The organism is Streptomyces griseorubiginosus, assembly GCF_001514195.1.
GTDB classification, from domain to species: domain Bacteria; phylum Actinomycetota; class Actinomycetes; order Streptomycetales; family Streptomycetaceae; genus Streptomyces; species Streptomyces griseorubiginosus.
Genome location: NZ_KQ948744.1, coordinates 24023 through 40644, shown reverse-complemented (window position 1 = coordinate 40644; position 16622 = coordinate 24023). Strand labels below are relative to the sequence as shown.

Genomic DNA, 16622 nt, shown 5'->3' with positions numbered 1-16622 from the left:
ATCCTGGTTGCTTCTTTGCCGCCGCTTTGCCCGGACCTCCCCTTACCCTCGTAGCCATGACCAGCGACGACATCGCACGCTCCGGCACCGCCCGTTCCCTCGAGACCCTCTCGGCGCTCTCGCCGGACCAGACCGGGGCCGTCCTCGCGCTCCTCGCCGAGGCCGCGGAGGCCGACGGCCAGCAGGCGGTGTCCGAACAGGGCCGGTTGCAGCTGCGCGGCGGCGCCCGCGAGGGCGTCTCGCATCTGCTCCTGTACGTCGGGGACGAACTGGTCGGCTACGCCCAGCTGGAGGACACCGACCCGGTGGAGGCGCCGGCCGCGGAGCTGGTCGTCCACCCCGGGCACCGCGGCCACGGGCACGGCCGCGCACTGGGCTCCGCCCTCCTGGCCGCCTCCGGCAAGCGGCTGCGGGTGTGGGCGCACGGCGGTCACAGCGCCGCCCGCCATCTCGCCCAGGTCCTCGGTCTGACCCTCTTCCGCGAGCTGCGGCAGATGCGGCGCCCGCTGGCCGGCCTGGAGCTGCCCGACCCGGTGCTGCCCGCCGACGTGACGGTCCGTGCCTTCGTCCCCGGCGAGGACGACACCGCCTGGCTCACGGTGAACGCGGCCGCGTTCGCCCACCACCCCGAGCAGGGCTCCCTGACCCAGCGCGACCTCGACGACCGCATGGCCGAGCCCTGGTTCGACCCGGCGGGCTTCTTCCTGGCCTTCCGCGCCGGTGAACTCGTCGGCTTCCACTGGACGAAGGTCCACGCGGCGGAACAGCTCGGCGAGGTCTACGTCCTGGGCGTCCGCCCCGGCACCCAGGGCGGCGGCCTCGGCAAGGCCCTCACCACGATCGGGCTGCGCCACCTCGCCGCCCAGGGCCTGCCCACGGCGATGCTGTACGTCGACGCCGACAACAAGGCGGCGGTGTCGGTCTACGAACGCCTCGGCTTCACGACGTACGAGACGGACCTGATGTACCGCACGGAGACCTGAGGACCTGGAGCCCGCCCTCACCCCAGGTGCAGGCGGATCAGCTCGTGGCCGAGGCGGGCCGATGCCATCAACTCCTCGCGCGGGGTGCCGAGGGTGGAGCGGGCGGACAGGCCGTGCCAGAGGGACTGGACGAGCCCGGTGAGTGACGCCGGATCACATCCGGCGGGCAGGTGGCCGTCGCGGACCGCCCGTTCTGCACGCGCGCGGAGCAGGCGCTCGTTCGCCGCGTGCAACTCGGCCATGTAGACGGCGGTGTCGAGCGTGCTCGTGCTGTCACTCATCACGGCACTGGTGACGAGACACCCGGGGTGGCGGTCGCCGGGCTGGGTGAACTCCTGCACCGAGTCGACAAGGACGCGTGCTACGACGGCCCCGAAGTCCGGTTCGGTGACGGCCCGTTCGTAGATCTCGCGGTAGCGCTCGGCATACGTCCGCACCGCCTCCTCGAACAGGCCGGCCTTGCTGCCGAAGGCCGCGTAGAGGCTGGAGGTGGAGAGCCCGAGGGCCACGGTGAGCGCGCGGGTCGAGGTGCCGGAATAGCCGCGGCGCCAGAAGAGCCGGGCGGCCTCGAGGACGGCACGGTCACGGTCGAAGGCCCGGGGGCGGCCACGGGGACGGGTCTTCGGGGGCGAGGGCTGCTCGGACACGGTTGCATTGTAGAGCGATCGCTCCATAATAGGTTTATGGAGCGAACGTTTCAGAAGAGCCTGGCGGTCGGGACCAGCTGGATCACGGTGGACGTGTACGGCGACCCGGGCGCTCCGGGGCTGGTCCTCGTGCCCGGTGTGATGAGCGACGCACAGGCGTGGGCGCCGGTGGCGCGGTCGCTCGGCGCGTGGCCTTCCGTGGTCGTGGTGAACCGGCGGGGGCGGCAGCCCTCGGGGCCGCTGGGCGCCGGGTACACGCTGCGCACCGAGGTCGAGGACCTGGGCGTGGTGCTCGACACGTTCGATGCGGGAGCGGTCCTCGGCTGGAGCTACGGCGGTCTGATCGCACTGCTGGCCGCGGAGGAGCGACCGATACGGCAGGTCATCGCCTACGAGCCGGTGATCCGGCCGTTCGGCGCGCACGCCCTGCCGGAGCTGGAGTCCGCAGGACCCGACCGTGCCGTCGAGATCGTGAACCGGCGGATCAGCGGGTTCGACGCGGCCCATGTCGACGCCCTGCGGGCCGACCGCGCCGGCTGGGCCGCGCTGTGCCGGCTGAGCGAGCCGTTGTACACCGAGCTCCGCGCACTGAACGCCGCTCCCGCTCCGACGGTTCTGGCCCGCCGGGCCGACCGGGTCGACCTGGTCGTCGGTGGCCGCAACCGTTCGACGGCCCCCTATGGCACGTCGTTCGAGGACGTCCGGCGCCGTGTCCCGCACGCGGAGGTCCACGAGCTGCCGGGACAGGGGCACTTGGTCCACCTCGAAGGCCCACGAGAGCTCGGCGGCCTGCTCGACGCGCTCGCCGTACCGTTTGCCGGATGCAGCTGAGCGAGCTGGTCGCGCTGGTCCTCGGTGATCTGTCGGTCGGGGCCCCCGCGATCCCCGCGGTCTCCTTCTCTCCCCTGGACGAGGGGCTGGTGGAGGTGCTCCTGACGGACGAGGACGGGATGGGTGTCGGCTTCGGCGTGGACCCGGCGCTCCCCGAGGCCGAGATCCTCCATGCCCTCGCCGACCGCATCCCGGACGCCTACGTCGAGCTGTACCGCACGGGTCTGCCGCTCGTCCCCAGCACCGAACGGCCCGCCCGGGCGGACGTCGTCGACGGAGTCGCGGTCTGGACGGACCCGGCGGGCGGGGGCTGGAGCTGCCCGGTGGGCGGGCACCGCACCGCCTGAGGAGGCGTCACGCCGAACGGCACCGCCTGAGGAGGCGTCACCCCGTACGGTCCCGCCTGGGGACGCGTCACCCTGGCCCCATGCGCCGCCCGTTCACGACGCCGCGCGGAGGCTCCTCAGGCTGCGCACCGGCTCCGGCGCACACAGCACCGCCGTCACCACCGCCGCCGTCAGCACCGCGGCCCACCGCACATGCGCCGCCGCCCAGGCGGGGTCGCCGACCGGGACGAACAGGTCCCAGCGGGACGGGATCAGGGCGGGGGCGAGGAGGGCGAAGGTCAGCAGGCCCGCCGCCACCGACGCGCCCGGCTCGGGCTCCTCGGTGAAGCGGACGACCACGCACGCGGCGGCCAGGGCCAGGGCGGCCGTGGCCCCGGCCTCCAGGGTGACCGGCCCGACCGGGGGCCGGCTCTGCGCCGGTACGAGGAGCAGCGCGGCCGTCCACCACACGGCGGCGACCGGGGTCACCAGGGCCACGCGCAGCCCGGTCCGGGCCCACCGCCGGGTCGGGACCGGGGTGGTGAGCCGGCGGGCCGGGTCGTCCAGGAGGAAGGCAAGGCCGAGGGCGAAGACCAGCGCGGCGGCCCGCAGCAGGTTGAGCCCCAGCCACGCGTCGGGCGTCCCGCCCAGCAGCCTCGGCAACCAGACGACCAGCAGCCCCACGACCGCACCGACCCCGACCACCCGCCACGGCACCGTGCGCCCCACCGCCACGACCAACCCCCGGCTCACCCCGGACCGGCGCCGTCCCACCTCGACCACTCCGGCCCCCTCGACCGCCGCGATCCCCCGACCCACCCGCCCCCGCCGCCACGTCGGCCTGCGTCCCGCCAACAAGACCAGCCCCCGGCTCACGCCGGACCGCTGCCCTCCCCCCTCAACCACTCCGGCCCCCTCGACCGCCCGCCTGCGTCCCGCCGACAAGACCGGCCCCCGCCTCCCGTCGGACCGCAGCCCTCCCCCGTCGCCCCCACCAGCCACCTCGGCCCCCACATCCCCCCGCCCCTCACTCCCCGGCACAGTCCTTCGCCCCCTCCGGTGCCTTGACCCCCAGCAGCTGTGCGACCCGGGCCGTCGTGACCCCGGGTGCCGTCAGGCCGGTCCAGTTCCGTCGCACGGCCGCCGTCACCTCGTCGCGCGGGCGGTCCAGCAGTTCTCGTACGACATCGGTCTGGGCGGCCGACATGGACAGCCCGTCGGTCGGGGCGAGCACGCTCGCCGAGCCGGTGACGCTGTCGTCGAGGCGGACGTCCGCGAGGTCGGTCAGCGGCTGGGCCGACCCGCCGAGGACGAGCCACATGACGGTGACCACCCGCCCGTCGCACAGCTCACCGCCCTTCGACTCGGCCCCGGTGACCAGCACCGAGGCGACCCCGACCGCGAACTCGGGGACCCGGTTGCCGCCCCAGCGGGTGCCGACCGTCACCTGGCCGGGCGTGGTGAGCGCCGGGATCGCCGAGTCCCCGTCGAGCCCGTACCGCGCCTCGACCCGCTGCCGTACGAGAAGGGGCTGCCGGGCGGCCGTGCCCCCGGCCAGGGACCGGACCCGGTCCACGACCCGCGCCCAGTCGTCCGCGCGGCCGGTCCACTCGGGGAAGGCGCAGTACGTCGAGCCGGCCCGCCGCACGCACGACTGGTCGCGCTGCGGGGTGACCGAGGCCCGCTCCCGCGCGGCCGCCAACTCCGGTGACACACCCCGGGACTGGGCCACCGCCCCGACCAGCGTCAGCACCAGCGCCCCCGCCGCGCCGATCTGCACATACCGCCCACGGCCCCCGCTCGCCAGCACCGCGCCGAGCGCCACCAGCAGGATCAGCCCCGTCAGATACAGCGTGTGCCAGGCCGCCGGGCGGCCGAGGAGGTCCGACGGCAGCACGGTGGTGCCGCTCACCTCGTCCACGACCGGCGACAGCCAACGCGACCACTCCGCGCCGCCGGTGCCCGCGGAGACGAACACGCTCAGGACGACGAGACCGATCACCGCGACCGGCGCGGCGAACACGGTCGGCACCAGCCGGGCCAGCAGCACCCCGAGCGCCCCGCACAGCAGCACGTACAGCGGGCCCACGGCCAGTTCGGCCGGCGAGCCGTGGCCCACCGCGCCGGGCCTGAGGGCCTGCCGGGTGAACTCGCCGAGCACGACCAGCGCGGTGACGGCGGCGAAGGGCACCAACGACAGGACATGGGCGACCGTCCGCCGCCACGGCTCCATGACCAGCACGTCGAACTGCCGGTCGGTGCCGCGCCGGCGGGAGCGCAGCGTGCACCGGTTGACGCACACGAACAGCGCGATCCCCAGCAGCAGGGGCCCGGTCTGGGTGTCCCGGTCGACGTCCTGGAGGGCGGGGTAGGCGTCCATGCCGTCCTTGGAGTGGAACAGGGTCCAGGCGGTCCAGCCGACGTACAGCAGCAGCGTCGCTGCCACCGGCAGGTACCGCAGCAGGTCCCGCGCCTCGAAGCGGGCGAGCGCGACCACGGCCGCCCACGACGGCCGCGGATCCTTCTCGTGCACGGCGGTCCCGGCCGCCGTCTCCGTCAGCACGCTCACGCCGCCGCCTCCGCGCTCACGTCGTCCAGGGTCAGCAAGTAGCCGTCCTCCAGGGTGGGTTCGAGGAGCTCGGCGTCCGCGGGCGGGTCTCCGACGTTGCGGAAGGAGCCGGTGCCGGTGCGCCACCCGGCCTTCGCGCCCGGGGCGCGTTCCGTGCTGCTCCACACCCGGCCGGCCGCGCGAGCGGTCAGTTCGGCGGGGGTGCCCGCGAACAGGATGCGGCCGCGGGCCATGACCAGGACGCGGTGGCAGAGCATCGCCACGTCCTCGGTCTGGTGGGTGGACAGCAGAACCGTCCGGCCCTCTCCCGCCCCGGCGATCAACTCCCGGAACCGCATGCGCTGTTCGGGGTCGAGGCCGACGGTCGGCTCGTCGAGGACGAGGAACCCGGGGTCCCCGACGAGCGCCGCGGCCAGTGCGACCCGCTGCCGCATCCCGCCGGACAGCTTCTTGATGCGCCTGCCGCGCACGTCCCCCAGGTCGACCTCCTCCAGCACCCGCCGCACCTCGCGGTGGCGGGCGGTGCGGTCGGTGAGTTCCTTGAGGATCGCCACGTAGTCGACGAACTCGAAGGCGCTGAAGTCCGGGTGCAGGCCCGGGGTCTGCGGCAGGTAGCCGAGCGAGCGGCGGACCTGATGGCGGCCGCGCGAGGTGCCGGGGTCGTGGCCGAGCACGGTGAAGGAGCCCCGGTCCGCGGGCACGGCGGTGGCGAGCACCCGAAGCAGGGTGGTCTTTCCGGCGCCGTTGGGCCCGAGCAGCCCGGTCACGCCGGGCGTGAGCCGCAGCGACACGTCGTCGAGGGCGCGGGTGCCGCCGTACCGGAGACCGAGCCCCGAGGCGGTGACGGTGGTGGTCATGCGGTGCTCCGGTGGCTGTCGGTCATGCGGTCCCCCATGTGGTCCCCCTGAGTGCGGGCGATCGTGTGATCGCCGTGGTCGAAGTCGGTCGTGCGGCGGCGGCCGCGGCGGGCCGCCGTCACTCCGCGCTCCCGTTGAAGAGGTCGAAGCGGTCACGGACCACGAAGAGCAGTCCGGCGGCGAGCGCGGCGACGGCCGCGGCCACGCCCTGGCCGGCCGCGGTGAACGGCGCGAGCGAACCGGCGCCCCGCTCCTGTGCGGCCTGCGCGGCCAGCAGGACGGCGATCCAGGCGCCGCCGACCAGGGACGGCGCGAGGACCGGGCCGAGCCGCGGGGTGAGGGCGAGGCCGGTCGCGGTGAGCGCGAGCGCGGGCAGCAGCCAGGCGAGCGCGCGCAGGCCGTAGCCGGGCAGGGCGAGGGTGGCGAGCCCGTTGAGGCCGAGGCCCGCGGCCAGCACGGCGAGCGTGCGGATCATCAGCAGCCGGAAGCCGTGCAGGGGCGCGACGACCGCCATCTCGTACGTCGGGTCGAGCGCCGGGCCGTACGACAGCGCGACGCCGGCCAGCGGAAGCAGCGGGGCGAGGGCGAGGAACAGGGTCGGTGAACCGGCCGTGTGCACCACGCCGACCGTGGCCAGCAGCAGGAACACCACGGCCGCCAGCCAGGAGCGGCGCAGCACCGGGGTGGCCGTCAGCAGCCGGGCGGTGTGGTCGGCGATCCCGGCCCGCACCAGCAGGGACTCGAACCATCCCGGCCGGGGTGCGTCCAGTTCGGCGTCCAGCCGCTCCCAGCCGGCGTCCAGCGCGACCGGGTCGGTGACGCCGGCCAGCAGCGCCCGGCACGTGGCGCAGGCGGCCAGGTGGGTGTCGGCGGACCAGAGCAGGGGGGCGGTCAACTCGCCCCGGACGTAGGCCCGTAGATCGTCCTCGGCCACATGCCAGGTCATGCCGCCACCTCCCTGGGGGCTGTCGGGGGTACTCGTGCTCATGCCAGCTCCTCCCGCAACTGCTTGCGGGCCCGCATCGCCCGGGTCTTGACGGTGCCGGGCGGGATGCCCAGCAGGACGGCGGCCTCCCGGGTGGTCAGACCGTCGATGACGGTGGCCTGGAGGACCGCTCGCAGCTCCGGGGAGAGCCGGACGAGGGCGCCCGCGAGGTCTCCGTGCTCCACCCCCGCGAGCACGCGTTCCTCCGCGGACTCCTCGTCGCGGTGCCGGATCCGGGCCAGGGCCTGCCGCAGCCGCCCCCGCGCCCCGTCGCCGCGCAGCGCGTCGATGAGCCGGCGCGAGCCGATCCGCCACAGCCAGCCGGCCACGTCGCCCTCCTCGCGGTACCTGGCGGTCCCCCGCCAGACCGCGAGGAAGGTCTCCTGCACGACGTCGTCCACCAGGCCCGGATCGGCGCACCGGCCGCGCAGCCTGGCCAGCAGCCAGGGCGCGTACCGCCGGTACAGCTCCTCGAAGGCGCGCCGGTCCGCGTCCGCGGCGATGGCCCGCAGCAGCTCCCCGTCGCTTCTCGTCTCCCTCACGCCCCTTCATCGGACGACCCCCGCCGAGCGGTTCACTCGGCGACGGGAAATCCTCGCTTGACTTTTCCGGACCCCCTGGACCACCCTTTCACTACTCAATTAGTGAAAGGGTGGTTGTCCGCGTGGTCGAGTACCGCATCGACCGGCGCTCCGGCGTCGCCACCTACGTGCAGATCGTCCAGCAGACCAAGCAGGCCCTGCGGCTGGGCCTCCTGGAACCCGGCGACCGGCTGCCCACCGCCCGAGAGGTCGTGGAGGCCACCGCCATCAACCCGAACACCGTGCTCAAGGCGTACCGCGAACTGGAACGCGAAGGCCTCGTCGAGGCTCGCCGCGGCCTCGGCACCTTCGTCCGCGCCACGCTCGGCACCGGCGCCCAGGCCGCCGACACCCCCCTCCGTGCCGAGCTCGGCGCATGGGCCGCGCGCGCCCGGTCGGCGGGCCTGGGGCGCGAGGACGTCGACGCGTTCTTCACCGCCGTACTCGACGAACACTTCCCGAAGGGGGACCAGTGAGTTCCACCAGCACCGCCCCGGCCGTCGCCCTGGAGGCGTCCGGCCTGGGCAAGCGGTACGGCAGACAGGGCGCCGCCCTCGAGGACTGCTCCTTCCGGCTGCCCGCGGGCCGCATCAGCGCACTGGTCGGACCCAACGGCGCCGGGAAGTCCACCCTCCTCGCCATGGCCGCCGGCCTGCTGCGGCCCACCTCCGGCACGCTCACCGTCCTCGACGGGGCGCCCGGCGAGCACCGCGACCGGGTCGCCCACCTCGCCCAGAACAAGCCGCTCTACCCCCAGCTGACCATCGCCGAGACCCTGAGCATGGGCGCCGAGCTGAACCCGGCCCGCTGGGACGCCGCCTGCGCCGCCCGGATCGTCGAGCAGGGCGGACTGGACCCGAAGTCCCGGATCCGCTCGCTCTCCGGCGGCCAGCGCACCCGCGTCGCCCTCGCCCTCGCGCTCGGCAAGCGGCCCGAGCTGATGCTCCTCGACGAGCCGATGGCCGACCTCGACCCGCTCGCCCGGCACGAACTGATGGGCACCCTGATGGCGGACGCCGCCGAACACGGCACCACCGTGCTGATGTCCTCACACATCGTCGCCGAGCTCGCCGACGCCTGCGACCACCTGCTGCTCCTGGGCGGCGGCCGGGTCCGGCTCGGCGGCGGCATCGACGACCTGCTCACCGCCCACACCGTGGTCACCGGCCGCGGCACCCCGGAGGACCTGACCCGGCGCGGGCACACCGTGATCGAGTCCCGCACGGCGGGCCGCGGCCTGACCGCCCTGGTCCGCCGGGACGGGCCGGTCGACGAGGGCTGGGCGACCGAGGAACCCTCCCTGGAGGAACTGGTCCTCGCCCACCTGCGCGCCCCCGCAGCCCCCGCACTGCTCACCCCGAGCACCACCCCGGCCCCGCAGGCGGTGACCGCGTGAGCGCCCTGACCCTCGAAGCGGCGGCCCCCGCCCCCGCACCGCCCCGGAGCGGCCTGGTGCGCACCGTGCTGCGCCTGCACCGAGCCGCCCTGTGGATCTGGCTCGCCTTCGTGGCCGGCACCGCGGGGCTCCTGCTCTGGCTGCTCGGCCCCGGCGCCGACACCGCACAGCGCGCGCTCGACACCTACGGCTACTCCGGGCTCATCATGGCCATGGGCTCGGCGGACGAGTACAGCAGCCGGTTCTACTACGCCGACACCCTGCTCACCGTGGGCTCCTTCGCCGTCGCCCTGTTCGCCGGCGGCCCGCTGATCGCCCGGGAACTCGAGACCGGCACCGCCCAGCTCGCCTGGACCCAGTCGGTGTCCCCGGTCCGCTGGCTCGCGGCGAAGCTCGCCGTGCCGGCCGCCTTCGTCGTCGCGGGGACGGGCCTGCTCACCCTCCTCTACCACCAGCTGTGGACCGCCCACGGCAACCTCCTGATCGCCGGCATCCAGCCCCGCGCCCTCTACTTCTCCCTCGGCCCGGCCACCGTCGCCGCCCCGCTGCTCGGACTCGCCCTCGGCGCCCTGATCGGCCTCGCGGTCCGGCGCACCCTGCCCGCGCTCGCCTTCAGCGGGTTCGCGTACTTCCTCGTCTACGCCTTCCGCGGCAACCACTGGCCGTTCCAGGGCCGCTACCAGGCGCCCGAGCTGCACTCCCGCAGCCGTGCGATCACCGCCACCGGCGCCCGCGTCGCCGACCCGGACTGCTACGACGACAAGGCCTGCCTCGCCAAGCACCACGTCGTCGGCTTCTCCCGCGAGTACCTGCCGTCCTCCGACTACTGGCCCCGCCAGCTCCTGGAGACCGGGGTGCTGCTCGCCCTCACCGCCGTGGCCGTCGCCCTCGCGTTCGGCCTCCTGCGCAGACGGGCGGCGACGGGATGAGCGCGCCGGGCCTGACCCGGACCGTCCTGCGGCTGCACCGCACGGCACTGATCGTGTGGACGGTGTTCGTGCTCGGCTCGGTGGGCTACCTGGTGTGGCTGACCGAGGTCACGGCCGGCTCCGTACGCGAGACGCTCGACGCCTGCCCCGACCACGGGATCCTGTGCGGGATCGACGCCTGGCACGCCTACAGCGGGGCGATGAGCTGGACCAGCACGTTCATGTACTACAGCTACTGGGCCGTGGCCGCCTGGGCGGGCGGGGCGGTGATCGGCCGCGAGCTGGAGAGCGGGACCGCCCGGCTGGCCTGGACCCAGGGCGTCACCCCGAGGCGCTGGCTCACCGCCAAGCTCGCCCTGCCCGCGGCGGCGCTCGTCGTCGGCGGCGCGGTCTTCGTCCCCGTCTACCGGTGGGCCTGGTCGGCACACCGCGACCTGATGGGCGACAGCCTCGCCTTCAACGACGTGTTCGCCGACCACGGCCCCCTGGTGGTGGCGTACGGCCTGTGCGCCCTGGCAGTGGGCGCCCTCACCGGCCTCCTGCTGGGCCGCCCGCTCCCCGCCCTGGCCCTGTCGGTGGCTGTGACGACCGTCCTCAACCGCACCCTGGAACACCACCGCCCGACCCCCCTGCCCCCCACCGCCTTCTGGCCCACCCACCTCACGGAAACAGCCCTGGTCCTGGCAACCGCGGCCCTGGCAACGACAGCCACGTACTGGCAACTGCGCCGGGTCACCCCCTGACGTGGACGGCGGGCCCGTCCCTCGACACTGTCCACAGCAAGGCGCCCCCGCCGCCCAGGAGCCGTGCCCCCGGCCGACGGCAACCCCTCGGGAGCCGTGCCACTCGCACCTCGGCAACTGGGGCTCCGGCCCGGCAGCGGCAGCCGACGCGCGCCTTCCCGAGCAACCACGGCCCGTCCCCCAGCGGCTGTGCGGCCCCGACCCCGAGAGCCGTAACCCCGTCCCCTCGTAAGCCGCGATTCCCGTCCTCGGGAGCGGTGCCCAGCCCAGACCCGCCCCGCCCCGCCCCGGCGGCTGACCCCCATGCCCCAGCAGCACGACCCCTCCCTCCCCCGTCGTGGACCCACCCCCGAGAGCCAGACCCCCTCCCCTCAAGAGCCGCAGCCCCCGCCCCAGAAGCCATGACCCACCCCTAGCCGACACCCCACTCCGGCAACGACAACCAGCACCCCGTCCCCCCAGCACCCCGCCTCCGGCAACCACCACCCTCACCCCTCGCCCTCGACAACCGGCACCCCACCCCCGACGCCACAACCCCGCCCTCCAGAACCGACGCCACCCCCGGAACCACAACCCACCCCACCCCTCCGCAGTCGCGCCCCGATATCCCTACCGCCATGTCTCTGTAACCGTCGGTTCAGACAGGCTTGCGAGGCTCAGTGGATGAAGCCCGTCGTGCCAGAGCCTTCGCCGCCGCCCGAGGGGGTCCGCAGGAACGGGGGCGTTCCGGTCGGGACCCAGGTCGCCGCCGTGCTCCCGCTCGCCGCCTCCGACGCGCCCGTTTCGCGCTCGGCGCGGAAGAATGGGTCCATGAGCCAGTCGAACGCCCAGGCAGAGGTCCAGCACGTGCAGCCCTCCGTGGGCTCCATAGCCGCGCACCGCCCGCACACCGTGTCGGCCACCGTCTCCGATCTGGAACCCGATCTCGACGCCGATCTCGACGCGTACGAGGAGATCCCGGTCGACGGTGCCGCCCAGCTCCCGCAGGGTCGTTTCCTCGACCGGGAGCGCAGCTGGCTCGCGTTCAACGAGCGGGTCCTGGAACTCGCCGAGGACCCCAACACCCCCCTGCTGGAACGCGCGAACTTCCTCGCCATCTTCGCCAGCAACCTCGACGAGTTCTTCATGGTCCGGGTGGCCGGACTGAAGCGCCGTATCGCCACCGGCGTCGCCACCCGCTCCGCCTCCGGCCTCCAGCCCCGTGAGGTCCTGGAGATGATCTGGGCCCGCTCCCGCGAGCTGATGGCCCGGCACGCCGCCTGCTACCACGAGGACGTCGCCCCCGCCCTCGCCGAGGAAGGCATCCACCTGGTCCGCTGGAACGAACTCCAGGAGAAGGAGCAGGCCCGCCTCTTCACCCTGTTCCGGCACCAGATCTTCCCGGTCCTCACCCCCCTCGCCGTCGACCCCGCGCACCCCTTCCCGTACATCTCCGGCCTCTCCCTGAACCTGGCCGTGATCGTGCGCAACCCGGTCAACGGCAACCGCCACTTCGCCCGGGTCAAGGTCCCCCCGCTGCTGTCCCGCTTCCTGGAGTCCTCCCCCGGCCGCTACGTCCCCATCGAGGACGTCATCGCCGCCCACCTGGAGGAACTGTTCCCGGGCATGGAGGTCCTGGAGCACCACACCTTCCGGGTCACCCGCAACGAGGACCTGGAGGTCGAGGAGGACGACGCCGAGAACCTCCTCCAGGCCCTGGAGAAGGAACTCATGCGGCGCCGGTTCGGCCCGCCGGTGCGCCTGGAGGTGGAGGAGTCCATCGACCGCGAGGTGCTGGACCTCCTCGTGCGCGAGCTGAAGATCTCCGAGGCGGAGGTCTACCCGCTGCCCGGCCCGCTCGACCTCACCGGCCTCTTCCGCATCGCCTCCCTCGACCGGCCCGAGCTGAAGTACCGCAAGTTCATCGCCGGCGTCCACCGCGACCTGGCCGAGGTCGAGTCCGCGTCCGCGCCGGACATCTTCGCCGCCCTGCGCACCCGTGACGTCCTGCTGCACCACCCCTACGACAGCTTCTCGACGTCCGTCCAGGCCTTCCTCCAGCAGGCCGCCGACGACCCGGACGTCCTCGCCATTAAGCAGACCCTGTACCGCACTTCGGGCGACTCCCCCATCGTGGACGCCCTCATCGACGCCGCCGAGGCCGGCAAGCAGGTCCTCGTCCTGGTCGAGATCAAGGCCCGCTTCGACGAGCACGCCAACATCAAGTGGGCGCGCAAGCTGGAGGAGGCGGGCTGCCATGTCGTCTACGGCCTCGTCGGCCTGAAGACCCACTGCAAACTGTCCCTGGTGGTCCGTCAGGAAGGCGACACGCTACGGCGGTACAGCCACGTCGGCACCGGCAACTACCACCCGAAGACGGCACGCCTCTACGAGGACCTCGGCCTGCTCACCGCCGACCCGCAGGTCGGCGCGGACCTCTCCGACCTCTTCAACCGGCTGTCCGGCTACTCCCGCCGCGAGACCTACCGCCGCCTCCTGGTGGCCCCCAAGTCCCTTCGCGACGGCCTCATCGCCCGTGTGAACAAGGAAGTCCAGCACCACCGCGCAGGCCGCCCGGCCTTCATCCGCATCAAGGTCAACTCGATGGTGGACGAGGCGCTCATCGACTCGCTCTACCGCGCCTCGCAGGCCGGCGTGCCGGTCGACGTCTGGGTGCGCGGCATCTGCGCGATCCGCCCCGGCGTCGCGGGCATGTCGGAGAACATCCGGGTCCGCTCGATCCTCGGCCGGTTCCTGGAGCACTCCCGCGTCTTCGCCTTCGGCAACGGCGGCGAGCCCGAGGTGTGGATCGGCAGCGCCGACATGATGCACCGCAACCTCGACCGCCGGATAGAGGCCCTGGTGCGGGTCACCGACCCGGCCCACCGGGCTGCCCTGAACCGGCTGCTGGAGACCGGGATGTCGGACACCACCGCGTCCTGGCACCTCGGCCCGGACGGCGAGTGGACCCGGCACGCGACCGACGCGGACGGCCAACCCCTGCGCAACGTCCAGGAGATGCTCATAGACGCCCGGAGGCGCCGGCGTGGCACAGCAACACCTTGAACCGACCGGCCCGCTGACCGGGCCCGTCGGAACCGTGACCGGGGACGCCCTCGCGGGTTATCTGCGGTCCCAGGCCACGGAGTTCCTCCGCGCACTCCGCCAGCACCGCGAGTCCGGCGGTGCGGCGGCGGGCGCGGAGGACCCCGCGGACGCGGCCCGGGCCCTGCGCCGCTCGGTCCGCCGCATCAGCGCCAGCCTCCACACCTTCCGCCCCCTCCTGGACGCCGAGTGGTCGGAGTCCCTGCGCCCCGAACTGGCCTGGCTGTCCGGGACCCTGGGCATGGAGCACGCCTACGAGTCCCGGCTGGAACGGCTGTTGCTGGCCCTGCACCGACTGTCGGGCGCGGTCTTCCCGGCCCAGGGCGTGGGTCCCACGACCCGTCCAGCCCAGGGCGCGGCCCCCACGACCCGCCCCACCCCCGGAGCCGACCCCGGCGCGGACCCCGGCCCCGCCCCCGCTCCCGACCGCGGCAACCTGACCGTCGGCGCGGCGAAGGCGGGCGCCCTCCTGGACCGCCAGCTCACCCTGGCCCGCACCCGCGCCCACTCCACCGCCCTCCAGGCCCTCGGCTCCTCCCGCTTCCACGCGGTCGCCGACACCATCGCCTTACTGGCCAGCGAGGTCCCCCTGGTCAAGACCGCCGCCGGCACCGACCTGCACCCCCTGGCCACGGCGGCCCAGGAACGCCTGGAGGACGCGGTGACCGCCCTGCCCCTGGTCACCGCGGGCCACCCCTACAACGCCGAGGCCCTCATCCACGGCCTCTCCCCCGACCCCTCCCCGCACCCCCAGGACGCCCCCTGGCACCAGGTCCGCCTGCTGCTGCGCCTGCACCGCTACGCCCGCGAGGTCCTGTCCCCCGCGGTGGACGTACGGCTCCTGACGGCCGGCCAGTGCCTGGACCGGCACCGGGACGCCTCGGAGGCGGCGGCAGCCGCGGCCTCGGCGGCCCGCACCCCCCGTATCGCCCCGGCCACCGCGTACGCCCTCGGTGTCCTGCACGCCGACCAGCGCCACGAGGTGGAGGCGGCCCGGTTCGCGTTCCAGCAGTGCTGGCTGAAAGAGGCGGTGAGCACATGACCCCACCCCCGGACACCGAGACCCGCGACACCTCCGACAACCCCGTCGTCCAGGCGGCCGGCTGCGTCCTGTGGCGGCGCTCCCCGCTCGACGGCGACCTGGAGATCTGCCTGGTCCACCGACCGAAGTACGACGACTGGTCGCACCCCAAAGGCAAGCTGAAGCCCCACGAGAACGCCCTCGCCGGTGCCCTGCGCGAGGTCGAGGAGGAGACCGGCTACACCGCCGAGCCCGGGACCGAGCTCCCCACCGTCCGCTACATGGCCAACGGCCGCCCCAAGCGGGTGCGTTACTGGGCGGCCGAGGCGACCGGGGGCGGTTTCACCCCCAACGACGAGGTGGACCGCATCCTGTGGCTCTCCCCCGCCGCGGCCCGCAGCCGTCTCACGCAGTACCGCGACCGCACCCTGATCGACGAACTGCTGCCGCTCTAGCCCCGGGACGCCGCTCAGGCACTGCTCGCATGTCCCTCCGCGTCCGTCCGGGCCTGGCTGCGGGCTCTGCGGGCCGGTCCGCGCCAGCCGCAGGTGCACCGGGCCAGACAGAAGCGGCCCTGTTCGACCATCTGTGTCCGGTGGGCCGGTGCGTCGGGGGGAGGTGGGGGGATCCTGTCCTGCTGCGCCACACCGACAACGTTACCCACCCCGGGTAAACGGCAGGTGTGCGCGTGACGGGCCCACCCAGCCGTCGTTAAGCGAAACGACACGGGTCCTTGACGGACGTATCGGCTGGGGGTAGCGGCGATGGCGGAGCAGCAGCACAGGCGGGCCCGCGGGACGGTCGTCGCGGCGGTGCTCATGGCCGGCGCCTGCGCCGCCGGCTGCTCGGGCGCCGGCTCCGGCCCGGACGACGCGGCCGCGGCCGACCCGGTGGGAACCCTGCGCCGCGCCCCCGACACCCTGATGGACACCGGAAGTTCGAAGGCCAGCACCTCGATGGAGATGGCCACCGGCGGCACCCGGGTCACCATCCGCGGCGAGGGCGTGTACGACTACCGCGGGCGGCTCGGCCGGCTCAGGGTGCTGCTGCCGCAGGACCCGGCCGGCACCAGCGAGCACCGGCCGATCACCGAACTCCTCGCCCCCGGAGCCCTGTTCATGAAGAACCGGGGTGCCGGGGTGCCCGCCGACAAGTGGGTGCGGGTGGACACCGCCTCTCTCTCCGACGGCAACCTCGTCACCGGCGGGGCCACCGACCCGCTGGCCGCCGCCGAGGTGCTGCGCGGGACCAGGACGGCGACGTACGTCGGGACGACCGAGCTGGCGGGGACCGAGGTGCGGCACTACCGGGGGACCGCGGACCTCACCGCCGCCGCGAAGGGCGCCTCCCGGGCCAACAGGGCCGTCCTGGCCGCGGCGGCGAAAGGGTTCGCCACGGCCGCGGTGCCCTTCGACGTCTACCTCGACGACCAGGGCCGTATCCGCAAGGTCCGGCACCGCTTCAGCTTCGTCAACGGCCAGCGGCCGGGCACCGTCGCGGTCGCCTCGACGACCCTGCTGTACGACTTCGGGGTGGCCGCGGACGTACGGCTGCCGGCCGCGAGGGACATCTTCGCGGGCAAGATCGCCGATGGATGAGCGGTCGTGACGGGCGTCAAGGACTAGCCCGTCCGTGCCATGCGCGGTGTGTAGCCGCTCCCTACTCTAGGA

General features: G+C 74.0%; 17 protein-coding genes. 11 read left to right on the top strand and 6 right to left on the bottom strand.

Annotated features, from left to right (window positions below):
- The first annotated feature begins 56 nt into the window (after window positions 1-56).
- Entirely contained in the window at window positions 57-983 is a 927-nt protein-coding gene (gene mshD / locus AQJ54_RS35275; RefSeq protein WP_062244511.1) for a mycothiol synthase, read from the top strand.
- A gap of 17 nt (window positions 984-1000) precedes the next feature.
- Here mshD and AQJ54_RS35270 read toward each other — a convergent pair whose 3' ends face one another.
- Window positions 1001-1630 carry a TetR/AcrR family transcriptional regulator gene (locus tag AQJ54_RS35270; protein WP_248845501.1) on the bottom strand — a complete coding sequence of 210 codons (630 nt, stop codon included), beginning with the start codon at window positions 1628-1630 and terminating at the stop codon, window positions 1001-1003.
- A gap of 36 nt (window positions 1631-1666) precedes the next feature.
- Here AQJ54_RS35270 and AQJ54_RS35265 point away from each other — a divergent pair, with 36 nt between their 5' ends.
- Window positions 1667-2461, top strand: coding sequence for an alpha/beta fold hydrolase (locus tag AQJ54_RS35265; RefSeq protein ID WP_062244505.1), 795 nt, complete (start codon window positions 1667-1669; stop codon window positions 2459-2461).
- The gene (locus AQJ54_RS35260) at window positions 2452-2808 is read left to right on the top strand and encodes a hypothetical protein (protein ID WP_062244502.1); all 357 of its coding nucleotides are present in this window, start codon (window positions 2452-2454) and stop codon (window positions 2806-2808) included. The genes AQJ54_RS35265 and AQJ54_RS35260 overlap by 10 nt, the downstream gene beginning before the upstream one ends.
- Window positions 2809-2901: 93 nt before the next feature.
- Here the strand turns inward: AQJ54_RS35260 and AQJ54_RS35255 are convergent, their stop codons facing one another.
- From AQJ54_RS35255 to AQJ54_RS35235, 5 genes are all read right to left on the bottom strand, one after another.
- Window positions 2902-3561: a hypothetical protein gene (locus AQJ54_RS35255; protein ID WP_062245050.1), complete on the bottom strand. Its 660-nt coding sequence runs from the start codon at window positions 3559-3561 to the stop codon at window positions 2902-2904.
- Window positions 3562-3814: 253 nt separating this feature from the next.
- Window positions 3815-5356, bottom strand: coding sequence for a hypothetical protein (locus AQJ54_RS35250; protein ID WP_062244499.1), 1542 nt, complete (start codon window positions 5354-5356; stop codon window positions 3815-3817).
- Window positions 5353-6213, bottom strand: a complete 861-nt coding sequence (locus AQJ54_RS35245) for an ABC transporter ATP-binding protein (RefSeq protein WP_062244495.1) — start codon at window positions 6211-6213, stop codon at window positions 5353-5355. The genes AQJ54_RS35250 and AQJ54_RS35245 overlap by 4 nt, the downstream gene beginning before the upstream one ends.
- 118 nt (window positions 6214-6331) lie before the next feature.
- The gene (locus AQJ54_RS35240) at window positions 6332-7159 is read right to left on the bottom strand and encodes a cupin domain-containing protein (RefSeq protein ID WP_062244492.1); all 828 of its coding nucleotides are present in this window, start codon (window positions 7157-7159) and stop codon (window positions 6332-6334) included.
- Window positions 7160-7197: 38 nt separating this feature from the next.
- Window positions 7198-7740 carry an RNA polymerase sigma factor gene (locus AQJ54_RS35235; protein ID WP_020140226.1) on the bottom strand — a complete coding sequence of 181 codons (543 nt, stop codon included), beginning with the start codon at window positions 7738-7740 and terminating at the stop codon, window positions 7198-7200.
- Between the two features lie 122 nt (window positions 7741-7862).
- Here AQJ54_RS35235 and AQJ54_RS35230 point away from each other — a divergent pair, with 122 nt between their 5' ends.
- From AQJ54_RS35230 to AQJ54_RS35195, 8 genes are all read left to right on the top strand, one after another.
- The gene (locus AQJ54_RS35230; RefSeq protein ID WP_030318231.1) at window positions 7863-8255 is read left to right on the top strand and encodes a GntR family transcriptional regulator; all 393 of its coding nucleotides are present in this window, start codon (window positions 7863-7865) and stop codon (window positions 8253-8255) included.
- Window positions 8252-9175, top strand: a complete 924-nt coding sequence (locus AQJ54_RS35225; RefSeq protein ID WP_062244489.1) for an ABC transporter ATP-binding protein — start codon at window positions 8252-8254, stop codon at window positions 9173-9175. Before AQJ54_RS35230 ends, AQJ54_RS35225 begins: the two co-directional genes overlap by 4 nt.
- Window positions 9172-10104 carry a hypothetical protein gene (locus AQJ54_RS35220; protein WP_062244486.1) on the top strand — a complete coding sequence of 311 codons (933 nt, stop codon included), beginning with the start codon at window positions 9172-9174 and terminating at the stop codon, window positions 10102-10104. Before AQJ54_RS35225 ends, AQJ54_RS35220 begins: the two co-directional genes overlap by 4 nt.
- The gene (locus tag AQJ54_RS35215) at window positions 10101-10847 is read left to right on the top strand and encodes a hypothetical protein (protein ID WP_062244484.1); all 747 of its coding nucleotides are present in this window, start codon (window positions 10101-10103) and stop codon (window positions 10845-10847) included. The genes AQJ54_RS35220 and AQJ54_RS35215 overlap by 4 nt, the downstream gene beginning before the upstream one ends.
- Window positions 10848-11657: 810 nt before the next feature.
- Window positions 11658-13892 (top strand): RNA degradosome polyphosphate kinase, encoded by a 2235-nt coding sequence (locus AQJ54_RS35210; RefSeq protein ID WP_062032805.1) that lies wholly within the window; start codon window positions 11658-11660, stop codon window positions 13890-13892.
- Complete coding sequence (locus AQJ54_RS35205) at window positions 13873-14973, top strand: CHAD domain-containing protein (RefSeq protein WP_062244481.1); 1101 nt, start codon at window positions 13873-13875, stop codon at window positions 14971-14973. Before AQJ54_RS35210 ends, AQJ54_RS35205 begins: the two co-directional genes overlap by 20 nt.
- On the top strand, window positions 14970-15407 hold the full coding sequence (locus AQJ54_RS35200; RefSeq protein ID WP_062244478.1) for an NUDIX hydrolase: 438 nt from the start codon (window positions 14970-14972) through the stop codon (window positions 15405-15407). The genes AQJ54_RS35205 and AQJ54_RS35200 overlap by 4 nt, the downstream gene beginning before the upstream one ends.
- 309 nt (window positions 15408-15716) lie before the next feature.
- Window positions 15717-16550, top strand: a complete 834-nt coding sequence (locus AQJ54_RS35195; protein ID WP_062244475.1) for an SCO4651 family lipoprotein — start codon at window positions 15717-15719, stop codon at window positions 16548-16550.
- Window positions 16551-16622 lie beyond the last annotated feature (72 nt).

Coding starts and splice junctions, on each gene's coding strand:
- mshD (WP_062244511.1), top strand. CDS start 57: ATGACCAGCGACGACATCGCACGCTCCGGCACCGCCCGTTCCCTCGAG.
- AQJ54_RS35265 (WP_062244505.1), top strand. CDS start 1,667: ATGGAGCGAACGTTTCAGAAGAGCCTGGCGGTCGGGACCAGCTGGATC.
- AQJ54_RS35260 (WP_062244502.1), top strand. CDS start 2,452: ATGCAGCTGAGCGAGCTGGTCGCGCTGGTCCTCGGTGATCTGTCGGTC.
- AQJ54_RS35245 (WP_062244495.1), bottom strand. CDS start 6,213: ATGACCACCACCGTCACCGCCTCGGGGCTCGGTCTCCGGTACGGCGGC.
- AQJ54_RS35240 (WP_062244492.1), bottom strand. CDS start 7,159: ATGACCTGGCATGTGGCCGAGGACGATCTACGGGCCTACGTCCGGGGC.
- AQJ54_RS35215 (WP_062244484.1), top strand. CDS start 10,101: ATGAGCGCGCCGGGCCTGACCCGGACCGTCCTGCGGCTGCACCGCACG.
- AQJ54_RS35210 (WP_062032805.1), top strand. CDS start 11,658: ATGAGCCAGTCGAACGCCCAGGCAGAGGTCCAGCACGTGCAGCCCTCC.
- AQJ54_RS35200 (WP_062244478.1), top strand. CDS start 14,970: ATGACCCCACCCCCGGACACCGAGACCCGCGACACCTCCGACAACCCC.
- AQJ54_RS35195 (WP_062244475.1), top strand. CDS start 15,717: ATGGCGGAGCAGCAGCACAGGCGGGCCCGCGGGACGGTCGTCGCGGCG.